Source organism: Paenibacillus sp. S29, from assembly GCF_049319765.1.
In the GTDB taxonomy this organism is placed as follows: domain Bacteria; phylum Bacillota; class Bacilli; order Paenibacillales; family Paenibacillaceae; genus Paenibacillus; species Paenibacillus polymyxa_B.
On the sequence record NZ_JBMOUI010000071.1, the window covers coordinates 1 to 458 of the forward strand.

Here is a 458-nt window from a genome sequence, read left to right on the forward strand (position 1 = left end):
GGAGGCAAGCTGGTCATCGTACCGCCACTCACGGCGAAAAATCCGGCCGATTTCCTGGCGCTGCTGGGCCGCGAACAGGTCACGATTTTGAACCAGACGCCAACGTACTTCTACCAGCTGCTACGTGAGGTCTTGGCGGACCATCCGTACGATCTGCGGATTCGCAACGTCATCTTCGGGGGCGAAGCGCTCAGTCCGCTGCTGCTCAAGGGCTTCAAGACGAAGTACCCGGAGACGAAGCTGATTAATATGTACGGCATTACGGAGACGACGGTTCACGTTACGTATAAGGAAATTACGTGGGTCGAGATTGAGGCGGCGAAGAGCAATATCGGCAAGCCGATCCCGACGCTGAGCGTATACGTCCTTGATGAAAACCGCCGCCCTGTGCCGATCGGCGTAGCGGGCGAAATGTACGTGGCCGGGGAAGGCCTTGCGAGAGGATACCTGAACCGTCC

The 458-nt window shown here is 57.9% G+C and carries 1 protein-coding gene; it reads left to right on the forward strand.

Annotation, left to right across the window (positions count from 1 at the left end):
- Window positions 1-458: AMP-binding protein (locus ACL9RM_RS26515; protein WP_414126703.1), on the forward strand; the 458-nt coding region annotated here is incomplete at both ends.